The sequence below is a fragment of the Amycolatopsis rhizosphaerae genome (genome assembly GCF_007713715.1).
GTDB classification, from domain to species: domain Bacteria; phylum Actinomycetota; class Actinomycetes; order Mycobacteriales; family Pseudonocardiaceae; genus Amycolatopsis_E; species Amycolatopsis_E rhizosphaerae.
This window is the reverse complement of sequence record NZ_VJWX01000227.1, coordinates 1-11,020: the sequence shown is the minus strand read 5'-3', so window position 1 is coordinate 11,020 and position 11,020 is coordinate 1. Positions and strand designations below refer to the sequence as shown.

The window sequence follows — 11,020 nt, the reverse complement described above, 5'->3', positions numbered from 1 at the left end:
GATCCGGGGCTCGGTCGCGAGGAACTCGTACAGCCGGTCGAGGTAGAGGTTGTTCTCGTACATTCCCGAGAACCCGGTGAACAGGCTCTGCACCGCGGTCTGCACGGCGGTCGCCGCGCTGGTGTAGAGCGCGAGGTCGCCGATGCTGAGCCTGCCCGCGACGGCCTCCAGCGCGATGTACAGCGCTATGCCCGACCCGGCGGCGGTGGACAGCAGGCTCCAGGCGGTGCCGACGAGGTTGCGTCTGGTGGTGAGCTTGCGTTCCCGTGAGTAGTAGGCCTGGCCGAGCCGACGGAACCGGTCGACCAGGTACGGGCCAAGGCCGAAGAGTTTCGTTTCCTTGGCGTAGGTGTCGGTGGTGACGAGCGTGGACAGGTAGTCCATCCGGCGCCGGATCGGGGAGACGAACAGTGCCAGCATGAAGGCCCGCGAGCCGTACTTCGACTGGGAGATGAACGCCGGGAGCGGGGCGAGCAGCGCCACCAGGGCCAGCAGCGGGCTCACCGACACCAGAAGCGCCACCATGCTGGCGAAGGTGACGGCCGTCCGGCCGAGGCCGAGTGCGGAGCTGAGCATGGACACCGGCCGCATCGGCGCTTCCTGCGAGGCCTGGCGCAGCAGGTCGTAGGACTCCGACCCCTCGAAGAAGGCGAGGTCGAGTTTCGCCGCGTGCTCCATCACCCGGTGCCGGATGGTCAGCGTCATCCGTTCCTGCAGCAGTTGCTGCGCCATGTTGGTCAGCGCGGTGCTGATCGCGGTGAAGGTGAGGACGCCGAGTTCGAGCCCCGCGACCTCGACGATCCGGGTGGTGGTGCCGCGGTGCTGGATGGCCGCGACCACCGCGTCGAGCAGCAGCTTGGCGATGTAGGCGGTCAGCGTCGGCAGCAGACCACTGACCACTGTGGACAGTACGATAAGGACGGTCAGGATGGGGCTGGCCTGCCAGGTCAGCCTTGCCACCTTGGGCAGGCCGCGCACCGTCCCGCCCGCCGAGGTGCGCAGCCGCCGCCACCGTGCGCGCAGGCTCTTCGGTTCGTCGGCCGGGGCCGGATCGGGGATGTCGATGGGGCCGGTGAGCCCGCTGTCCGGCACCGTGCTGCTGGCTTGTCGCAGTCGTTTGTGCAGGCCGATGGGACGGCCCCCGCCGTGCACCATCAGGCCGCCACCGCCCCATGCAGGAAAACGTCCACGAGCGCGGTGAGTTCGGGCTTGTGATCCTCGCCGCGGGCGCGGTTGAGCAGCATCGAAACGAAGATCCCGCCGAGCTGGTCGGCGGGCAGGCGGAGCTTGTCGCTTTCGGGTTCGAACAGCGCGGCCACCGCCTCTCGTATCGCTCGGAAGGAGTCCCGGCGATCGAGGAACCGAGGACGTTCTTGACGGCGCGGGGTGCCGGACGCGGCCAGTGCCGCGACCAGCGCGCCCATGCGGGCGAGGTGGGCCTCCAGCGCGCCGGCGGCCTCCCGCAGCCGGTCGGGCAGCGGCAGGTCGAGTGGAATCTCGGCGATCAGCTCGCGTACCCCGTCCGGCCGCAGCGCCTGGGTCACGCAGGCTTCGAGCAGTTCGTCCTTGTCCTTGAACGCGCGGAAGATGGTGCCTTCCCCGATGCCCGCGGCACGGGCGATCTGGGCGGTGGTGACCCCGGTGCCGTGTTCGACGATCAGCGGGAGCACCGCGTTCACGATCATCTTCCGGCGCTCCTCCTGGCTCATGCCCGGGGCGCGCCGCTTCGTCCCTGCTGTGCTGCTCATGTCCGACAGTGTGCGGAGTGAGCGCTCACTCCGTCAAGCGGGTGCGGTGAAACCCGTGGTGGGCGCCCTCCGGCGACGGCTGCCCACCACGGGTGGTGATCAGTAGGTGATCGCGAGCGCCGGGTCGGCGAGGAGGGCACCGACATCGGCGAGGAACCGCGAGCCCTGCTGCCCGTCCACCAACCGGTGGTCGAAGCTCAGCGCGAGCTGCAGCACCTTCCGCACCGCCAGTTGGCCATCGACGACCCAGGGCATGTCCCGGATCGCGCCGAAGGCCAGGATCGCAGCCTCACCGGGGTTGATGATCGGTGTCCCGGTGTCCACGCCGAACACGCCCACGTTGGTGATCGTGATCGTGCCGCCGAGCATGTCGGCGGGCGGTGTCCTGCCCTCGCGGGCCGTGGCGGTCAGCCGTTCGAGCGCGGCCGCCAGCTCGGGCAGGGACATCGCGTCGGCGTCGCGGATCTTCGGGACCACGAGCCCGCGCGGGGTCGCCGCGGCGATCCCGAGGTGGACGTAGTCCTTATAGACGATTTCGCCCGCTTCCTCGTCCCAGGACGCGTTCACGTCCGGAGTCCGCTTGGCCGCGAGGCACACCGCCTTCGCCGCGAACGCCAGCGGCGTCAGCTTCACCCCGGCGAAGTCCGGGTGCTTCTTCAGTCGCTCGCGAAGCTCCATCATCGGCGTCACGTCGACGGTCAGGAATTCGGTGACGTGCGGTGCGGTGAACGCGCTCTGCACCATCGCCTGCGCGGTCGCCTTGCGCACGCCCCTGATCGGCACCCGCCGCTCGCGTGCGCCGGCGGGCGTCGGTTCGGGCCGCACCGACGGTGCCGACGGTGCCACTGATGCCGACGCGGCGCGCTCCACGTCCTCGCGCGTGATCACGCGGCCGTCCGCGGCGAGCGCCGCGAGATCGACCCCGAGCTCCTTGGCCAGTTTGCGCACCGGCGGCTTGGCCAGCGGGACGTAGCCGCCCCTCACCGGCGCGGGTTCCGGCGGCGGCGCCTGCGCCGGGATGGACACCGGTCGCGGCTCGCCGGCCGTCCTGCGGGGGCGGCGCCGGGCGATCGCGGCCTTGGCGCCGTACCCGACGAGCGGCTTCATCTCCTCTTCCGCCGGTTCGGAACCGTTGGCGGATCCGTTGGTGGAGGTATCCCCGGCACCAGGAGTGGCTCCGGTGGGATCGACGTCCACGGTGAGGATCGGGGCGCCGACCTCCACCGTCTGGCCCGGCTCCACCAGCACCTCGGTGACCCGGCCCGCCCAGGGAATGGGCAGTTCGACGGCGGCCTTGGCGGTCTCCACCTCGACCACGATCTGGTTGACGGTGACCTCGTCGCCCGGCTTCACGTGGCAGTTGAGGATCTCGGCCTCGGTGAGCCCTTCCGCGGTGTCGGCGAGCAGGAACTGCCTGTAGTCCGGCATGCTCACCACCCCATCGCGCGGTCGACGGCATGCAGCACCCGGTCCAGGTCGGGCAGGTAGTGCTCTTCCAGTTTGGACGGTGGGTACGGGGTGTCGAAACCGGTGACGCGCAGCACCGGCGATTCCAGCGAGTAGAAGCACTCCTGCTGGACCCGGGCCGCGATCTCCGAGGCGATCGACGATTCCGACGGCGCCTCGCTCACCACGACGAGCCGTCCGGTGCGCCGGACCGACTCGAACACGGGGGCGAGGTCCAGCGGCGACAGCGTGCGCAGGTCGATGACCTCCAGCGACCGGCCTTCCTCCGCCGCGGCGGTGGCCGCGTCGAGGCACACCTTCACCGAAGGTCCGTACGCGACCACGGTCGCGTCGGTGCCCTGACGGACCACGCGGGAGGCGAACAGCGGCCCTGACGGCGCGCTGGTGTCCACTTCGGACTTCACGTGTCCGGAGTGGTAGAGCCGCTTCGGTTCGAAGAACAGCACCGGGTCGTCACAGGCGATGGCCTGCTGGATCATCCAGTAGGCGTCCGCCGGGTTCGAACAGGACACCACCTTCAGGCCGGGGATGTGCGCGAACAGCGACTCCGGCGACTCCGAGTGGTGCTCGACCGCGCCGATCCCGCCGCCGAAGGGCACCCGCACCACGACCGGCACCTTGACCCTGCCCTGGGTGCGGTAGTGCAGTTTGGCCAGCTGGCTGGTGATCTGGTCGAAGGCGGGGAAGATGAACCCTTCGAACTGGATCTCGCACACCGGGCGGAAGCCGCGCACGGCAAGGCCGACCGCGGTGCCGATGATGCCGGACTCGGCCAGCGGCGTGTCGAGCACGCGCTGCTCGCCGAAGTCCTTCTGCAGTCCGTCGGTGATCCGGAAGACGCCGCCGAGCTTGCCAACGTCCTCACCGAGGATGATGACCTTGCTGTCGGCCTCCATCGCCCGGCGCAGGCCGAGGTTGAGCGCCTTGCCGATGGTCAGTGTCTGCACGTCGGACACGGGGGCGTCCACTGTGGACTTCACGGGCGCGGCCATCAGCGCTCACCCGCCGCGGCAAAACCGTCCAAGTAGGACAGATATTCTTCGCGCTGTGCCTCCAGGACGGGGGAGGGCTCGGCGTAGACGTTGCTGAACACCCGGTCCGGTGGTGGTTCGGGCATGTTGAACGTGAACTCGCGCAGCTCCGCCGCGAAGGCGTCCGCCTCGGCCTGGATGCCCTCGAAGAAGGACTGGTCGGCCAGGCCGTTGCGGGCCAGGTAGGCACGCACCCGCTCGATCGGATCCTTCAGCTTCCACGCTTCCAGCTCGTCGGAGAGCCGGTACCGCGTCGGGTCGTCGGTGGTGGTGTGCGCGTCCATGCGATAGGTGAACGCCTCGATCAGCACCGGACCGTTGCCGTGGCGGCACTCCTCGAGCGCCCAGCGGGTCACCGCGAGGCAGGCCAGCACGTCGTTGCCGTCCACCCGGATGCCGGGGAAGCCGTAACCCCGGGCACGCTGGTAGAGCGGCAGCCGCGACTGGCGCTCAGTCGGTTCCGAGATGGCCCACTGGTTGTTCTGGCAGAAGAACACCAGCGGCGCGTCGTAGACCGCGGCCCAGACGAACCCTTCGTGCACGTCGCCCTGGCTGGTGGCGCCGTCGCCGAAGTAGACGATGGTGGCTTCTCCGTCGTCGTCACCCACCTTGCCCTCGAAGCGCTGGCCCATGGCGTAGCCGGCCGCGTTGAGCACCTGGTTGCCGATGACGATGGTGTAGGGGTGGAACCCGTGGGCGCGGAAGTCCCAGCCGCCGTGGTCGGTGCAGCGGAAGATGCCCAGCAGTTCGCGGAAGTCCACGCCGCGCGCGTAGGCCACGCCGTGTTCCCGGTAGCTGGGGAAGGCCATGTCCTGGGGTTTGAGCGCCCTGCCGGAACCGATCTGCGCCGCCTCCTGGCCGAGCAGGGGGACCCAGATGCCGAGCTGGCCCTGGCGCTGCATGGCGTTGGACTCGCGGTCGGCGCGGCGCACGATCACCATGTCGCGGTAGAGACCGCGAAGGGCTTCGGCGTCGATGTCCTCGACATAGCGGTCGAACTGCGGCGAGGCCACCCGCTCGCCTTCGGGGGTGAGTAGCTGAGTGAGCTCAGCGCCCCCTTCGGATGTTGCTCGCAAACCGGCGATCACCTGCTCCCGGGACGGTTGTGCCGCCAGTGCGGCCGGTCCTTCCCCGGGCTCCGGGTGCGTCCACTGTTCGGGGGACGACATGCGCGTGTTCTCCTCGGTGTCAGTGCCGGGAAGCCACTTGTGGCGGCCTCGTCGGCGGGGACATCCAAACCGGCGGCCACCTGCGCATCGGGTTCGAAGCGCTCGGGTCACCGTCGGCCGTGACGGCTTACGCGCACATCCTGACACGAACCGGCGCGATCGGGTGAGTGCGAGACACCGATTCGTTGCCGTGAAACCCCCGTTGAGCTGGGAAAACCCTAGGACTACCGACGATGGGTCCGCCGAAAGTCGGTCTTGCGTACGGGCTGTGAGCAGGTGATTGGCCTCGGTGGCAGGAAGCCGGATGCCGCATGGCGGGGTCAGGCGAACCAGGTGAGTGAACTGTGTCACACCCGATGGGGCGATCGGGCGCGCTGGCAGAATGGCGCGGGTGGAGCAGACAACCGTGCACGAGACCGTAACCCGGCTCTGGGAAAATGAAGTACTGCCGAGCCTTTCCGGGCTGGTCGAGATCCCCGCCCTGTCCCAGTCCTTCGACGCCGACTGGGCCGCCCACGGCCATCTGGCCGCCGCGGTGGAACACGTGCGGGGCTGGATAGCCTCGAGGAACCTTCCCGGCGCCACCCTGGAGGTCGTCCAGGTCGAGGACCGCAGCCCCGTGCTGCTGGTCGACGTGCCCGCCACGCCCGGTGCCGAGGACCGCGGCACCGTGCTGCTCTACGGTCACCTGGACAAACAGCCCCCGGTCGGCGGCTGGTCCGAGGGCCTCGGCCCGTGGAAGCCGGTGGTGCGCGACGGCAAGCTGTTCGGCCGTGGTTCGGCCGACGACGGGTACGCCGGATACGCGGCGACCACCGCGCTGGAGGCCCTTCACGCGGCAGGCGGGCGGCACGCGCGCTCGGTCATCCTGCTGGAGACCGGCGAGGAGTCGGGAAGCCCCGACCTGCCGCGCTACCTCGAACACCTTTCCGACCGCCTCGGCACGGTCTCGCTGGTGATCTGCCTGGACTCCGGCGGCAACGACTACCAGCGCCTGTGGCTGACCACCAGCCTGCGGGGAATGGTGCAGGTGCACGTGACGGTCCGGGTGCTCGACTCCGCACAGCACTCGGGCATGGCCAGCGGCGTGGTGCCCAGCTCCTTCCGGATTCTGCGGCAGCTGCTGGACCGCATCGAGGACACCGAGACCGGCGCGATCAGGCTCGCCGAGCTGAACGTGGCCATCCCGGACAACCGGATCGCCGAGGCGAAGGCAACCGTCGAGGTGGCGCCCGGGGCGGTGAAGGCGGCGTTCCCGCTGGTCGAGGGCATGCACCCGGTGTCGGAGGACGAGCTGGAACTGACGCTGAACAACAGCTGGCGGCCGACCCTTTCGGTGATCGGCGCGGCCGGTCTGCCCGAACCGGCGCACGCGGGCAACGTGCTGCGCGACGCCACGACCCTCGCGCTCAGCTTCCGGCTGCCGCCCACAGCCGATTCGGCCGCGGCGCTCGACGCGATCGAGAAGGCACTGACCACGGACGTGCCCTACGGCGCGAAGGTCGAGCTCTCCGGCGTCGAGCACGCGGACGGGTGGAACGCGCCCGAGGCGGCGCCGTGGCTGGCCGCCGCGCTGGAACGGATCAGCGACGAGGTCTTCGGCGCCCCGTCGCGCACGATCGGCCTCGGCGGATCGATCCCGTTCATGGGCCTGCTCGGCGAGAAGTACCCGGACGCCCAGTTCCTGGTCACCGGCGCGCTCGGGCCCGATTCCAACGCCCACGTCCCGGACGAGTGGCTGCATCTCGCGCAGGCGGGCCGGATCACCGAAGCTGTCGCCCACGCCCTGCACGCGCACGCCCAGAGCTGATCTCCAGCCTTGTTCCGGCTCGTGTTTCAGGCAAGTTAACCCTGGTCCTGGCGGTGCTACCGACATCACGACGTGACCTTGCCTGCTGTTCAGGGACCCGAATGGATGGCAGGATGCGTGAACTCGGACGGTATGACCTACTAGGAGTGACGAACGTGGCGCGTGCAACACACCTGAAGGCGCTTGCCCTGCTGCCGGCCTTCGCACTGGCCGGGGCGACCATGGCCTGCGGCGCCGGTGGCAACGGTTCCGGCGGTACCACCACCCAGCCCAGCAGTAGCAGCACCGCCGCCGCCGCACAGCAGATACCGACCGAGACCAAGGACGAGAAGCTCGCCGCGATGGTCCCGACCACGATCAGCGCCGACGGCAAGATCGTGGTCGGGCAGGACCAGACCTACCCGCCGAACGAGTTCGTGGACGCGAACGGCAAGGTGACCGGCTTCGACGTCGATCTCGGCAACGCGGTCGCGCAGAAGCTCGGCCTGACCATGGAGTACCAGAACGCCGACTTCAGCGGCATCCTCGCCGGTCTCGCGGCGGGCAAGTACGAGCTGGCCATCTCCTCGTTCACGGTCAACGCGGAGCGCACCGCCACCGTCGACATGGTGTCCTACTACAAGGCCGGTACCTCCCTCGGCGTGCTGAAGGGCAACCCGGACCACCTGACCCCGGACACCCTGTGCGGCAAGAACCTCGCCGTCCAGAAGGGCACCGTGCAGGTCGACGACGCCACGAAGCGGTCGCAGGACTGCACCGCGGCGGGCAAGCCGGCCATCAACATCCAGCAGTTCCAGGCCCAGACCGACGTGAACCTGCAGGTGCAGACGAAGCGCAGCGACGCGATGCTGGCCGACTCCCCGGTCGTCGACTACGCCGTCAAGCAGACCGACGGTGCCGTCGAGGTCGTCGGGCAGCCCTACGACACCGCGCCGTACGGCATCGCGCTGAAGAAGGGGCAGGGCAGCTACGCCCAGGCCGTCCAGGGTGCGGTCCAGGCGATCATCGAGGACGGCACCTACGCCAAGATCCTGGCGAAATGGGGCCTGAACACGGCCGGGGCGATCACCAAGGCAGAGCTCAACCCGGCCGGCTGAGCCATGACCGAGACGAGCGAGAAGGCCGCCCCGGAGGAGATCCGCGCGGTGCCGGTGCGGCACTACGGGCGCTGGGTCGCCGGGGTGGTCATCCTGCTGCTGGCCGTGATCGTGGGCCGCAGCGTGGTCACCAACGCCAACATGCAGTGGGACGTGGTCGGTGACTACCTGTTCAACGACCGCGTGCTGCGCGGCCTGCAGAACACCCTGATCCTCACCGTCGTCTCGATGCTCATCGGCGTGGTCGGGGGCGTGGTGCTGGCGGTGATGCGGCTGTCGCCGAACCCGCTCACCTCGGGCGCGGCCGGGCTCTACATCTGGCTGTTCCGGGGCACACCGCTGATCACGCAGCTGGTGATCTGGTACTACTTCGCGCTCTTCTACCCCCGGCTCGGGCTCGGCATCCCGTTCGGGCCCGAGTTCGTCAGCGCGAACACCAACCAGCTCATCACGCAGTTCATCGCGGCGCTGCTCGGTCTGGGGCTCAACGAGGCCGCCTACATGGCGGAGATCGTGCGGGGCGGGATCCAGTCCGTCGACGAGGGCCAGATCGAGGCGGCCAGCGCGCTGGGCATGTCCAGGGCGAAGACGCTGCGCCGGATCATCCTGCCGCAGGCGATGCGGGTGATCATCCCGCCGACCGGCAACGAGACCATCGCGATGCTCAAGACCACCTCGCTGGTGGTGGTCATCGGCTACTTCGAGTTGATGACCTCGGTGCAGCAGATCTACGCGCAGAACTACAAGATCGCACCGCTGCTCATCGTGGCCGCGTTGTGGTACCTGTTCATGACCTCGGTGCTGACGTTGCTCCAGAGGCAGATCGAAAAGCGGTTCGCCCGCGGCACCAGCCGCGCGGTGCCCCAGCGCAGGAACTGGGCGAGCCGGATGTTCGGGTTCCGGGGCGCCGACACGACGGGAGGGCTCGCACGATGACACCCGTGGTGCAGGCCCAGGGCGTCCACAAGCGGTTCGGCAGGCTCGAAGTGCTCAAGGGCATCGATCTCGAGGTGCACGAGCGGGAGGTGGCCTGCCTGATCGGGCCGTCGGGTTCGGGCAAGTCGACGCTGCTGCGCTGCGTCAACCACCTGGAGAAGATCGACGCCGGGCGGCTCTACGTGGACGGGCACCTGGTCGGCTACCGGCAGCGGGGCGACCGGCTCTACGAGCTGCGCGAACGCGAGATCGCCGAGCAGCGCAAGGACATCGGCATGGTGTTCCAGCGCTTCAACCTGTTCCCGCACATGACCGCGCTGGAAAACGTGATGGAGGCGCCGGTCCAGGTGCGCCGGGAGAGCAGGGCGAGCGCACGGGAGCGGGCGAGGGCACTGCTCGACCGGGTCGGGCTGGCGGACAAGGAAGCCGCCTTCCCGGCCCAGTTGTCCGGTGGGCAGCAACAGCGGGTGGCCATCGCCAGGGCGCTGGCGATGCGCCCGAAGCTGATGCTGTTCGACGAGCCGACCTCCGCGCTCGACCCGGAACTCGTCGGCGACGTGCTCGGCGTGATGCGCCAGCTCGCCCAGGACGGGATGACCATGATCGTGGTGACGCACGAGATGCAGTTCGCGAGGGAGGTCGCCGACACCGTCGTGTTCATGGACGGCGGGGTCGTGGTCGAGCAGGGGCCGCCCGAGCAGGTCATCTCCGAGCCGCGGCACGAGCGCACCCGTGCGTTCCTGTCGCGGGTGCTCACTCCGAACGCCTGAGACCGTAGGTCGAGGGCGCGACCCGCACCAGCCGCTCGCTCGCGTTGAGCGCGTTGCGAAGGCCTTCACGGGTGATGGGCCTGCCGAGCCGGGCCCGGATCTCGTCGAGGTGCAGTGGTCGCCCCTCGGTCTCGATCAGCTGGGCGGCGGTGTCCGCGCTGGACCCGCCCGCCCCGGCGTAGGAGGGCAGGTTCCAGCTCGCCAGTGCGAAGGTGCTGGGGGCGACGCGGACGAACCGCTCGTCCGCGTTGAGCCGGTTGTACAGGGGACCGCGGCTGTAGCGCCGGGGGAGTCTGCGGCGGATCTCGTCGAGGTGCAGCGGTTTCCCGGTCTCGGTCAGCAGTTCGGCCACCGAGTCGGTGGCGGTCGGGCCCCGGGTGGTGCGGGTGCCCGCGGGCACGCGTTCGAACGCCCGGTGCAGGCCGCGGCGGGGCTGGTGCAGTTCGCGCGGCGAGGCGCGGAACCCGCAGTGCCACAGCCACGCGACCAGTTCCTCGTCGGTGAGCCGGAAACCGTGACGCGCCAGCACCTCCGCGGGTGAAGCGACCTTGAGCGCGGAGTTGAGTTCGGCGACGGCTTCCTTGGTGGCCGCGACCGCCGAGGCGAGGTCGGGGACGGCGGCCCAGCCGTGCGCCACCTCGAAGACCCCGCCGAACCGGGACAGCACCCGCCAGGCGGTCACATTCGGTGAAATAACCGGATAGTCCAGCTCCGGATGCCGGTCCAGCAGGCGCTGGAGCGGGAGGGCGGGCGCGATTTCCTCACGCAGTTTCCGGCACCATTCCCGCAACGCTCCCTCGCGTTCGACGGCGGCCCGCACCTTTGCTTCGAACGTCGTTTCGATCTCGTGCCGCCGCTCCGGGCCGGGCAGGTATTGCCCGAACCAGCGGTAGGCGTCCTCCTCGTCGGCCCACAGGCGGCGGCGCAACGCGGCCAGCTCACCGTAGGTCACCGTATCGGTGACCGACCGGAGTTCGGTGAGGGCCGCCATA

Annotated in this window: 10 protein-coding genes; 4 read left to right on the top strand and 6 right to left on the bottom strand. The window is 69.5% G+C overall.

The window, feature by feature from the left end:
- From FNH05_RS21400 to pdhA, 5 genes are all read right to left on the bottom strand, one after another.
- On the bottom strand, positions 1–1,155 hold a 1,155-nt coding region (locus FNH05_RS21400), incomplete at its 3' end, for an ABC transporter transmembrane domain-containing protein (protein WP_144590493.1).
- Entirely contained in the window at positions 1,155–1,709 is a 555-nt protein-coding gene (locus FNH05_RS21395) for a TetR/AcrR family transcriptional regulator (RefSeq protein WP_144590494.1), read from the bottom strand. The genes FNH05_RS21400 and FNH05_RS21395, both read right to left, overlap by 1 nt.
- Before the next feature lie 138 nt (positions 1,710–1,847).
- Positions 1,848–3,176 carry a dihydrolipoamide acetyltransferase family protein gene (locus FNH05_RS21390; protein ID WP_144590492.1) on the bottom strand — a complete coding sequence of 443 codons (1,329 nt, stop codon included), beginning with the start codon at positions 3,174–3,176 and terminating at the stop codon, positions 1,848–1,850.
- A 2-nt stretch (positions 3,177–3,178) separates the two neighbouring features.
- The gene (locus FNH05_RS21385; protein ID WP_144590491.1) at positions 3,179–4,207 is read right to left on the bottom strand and encodes an alpha-ketoacid dehydrogenase subunit beta; all 1,029 of its coding nucleotides are present in this window, start codon (positions 4,205–4,207) and stop codon (positions 3,179–3,181) included.
- The gene (pdhA, locus tag FNH05_RS21380) at positions 4,207–5,415 is read right to left on the bottom strand and encodes a pyruvate dehydrogenase (acetyl-transferring) E1 component subunit alpha (RefSeq protein WP_144590490.1); all 1,209 of its coding nucleotides are present in this window, start codon (positions 5,413–5,415) and stop codon (positions 4,207–4,209) included. Before pdhA ends, FNH05_RS21385 begins: the two co-directional genes overlap by 1 nt.
- A gap of 382 nt (positions 5,416–5,797) precedes the next feature.
- On the opposite strand from pdhA, the gene FNH05_RS21375 reads away from it, so the two are divergent.
- The 4 genes from FNH05_RS21375 (at position 5,798) to FNH05_RS21360 (ending at position 10,028) form a co-directional block, all read left to right on the top strand.
- On the top strand, positions 5,798–7,225 hold the full coding sequence (locus FNH05_RS21375) for a M20/M25/M40 family metallo-hydrolase (protein WP_144590489.1): 1,428 nt from the start codon (positions 5,798–5,800) through the stop codon (positions 7,223–7,225).
- Positions 7,226–7,380: 155 nt separating this feature from the next.
- Entirely contained in the window at positions 7,381–8,322 is a 942-nt protein-coding gene (locus FNH05_RS21370; protein WP_246127872.1) for an ABC transporter substrate-binding protein, read from the top strand.
- 3 nt (positions 8,323–8,325) lie between these two features.
- Positions 8,326–9,258, top strand: a complete 933-nt coding sequence (locus tag FNH05_RS21365; protein ID WP_144590487.1) for an amino acid ABC transporter permease — start codon at positions 8,326–8,328, stop codon at positions 9,256–9,258.
- Entirely contained in the window at positions 9,255–10,028 is a 774-nt protein-coding gene (locus FNH05_RS21360; RefSeq protein WP_144590486.1) for an amino acid ABC transporter ATP-binding protein, read from the top strand. Before FNH05_RS21365 ends, FNH05_RS21360 begins: the two co-directional genes overlap by 4 nt.
- Here FNH05_RS21360 and FNH05_RS38190 read toward each other — a convergent pair.
- On the bottom strand, positions 10,012–11,020 hold a 1,009-nt coding region (locus FNH05_RS38190), incomplete at its 5' end, for a winged helix-turn-helix domain-containing protein (RefSeq protein ID WP_222426670.1). The genes FNH05_RS21360 and FNH05_RS38190 overlap by 17 nt on opposite strands.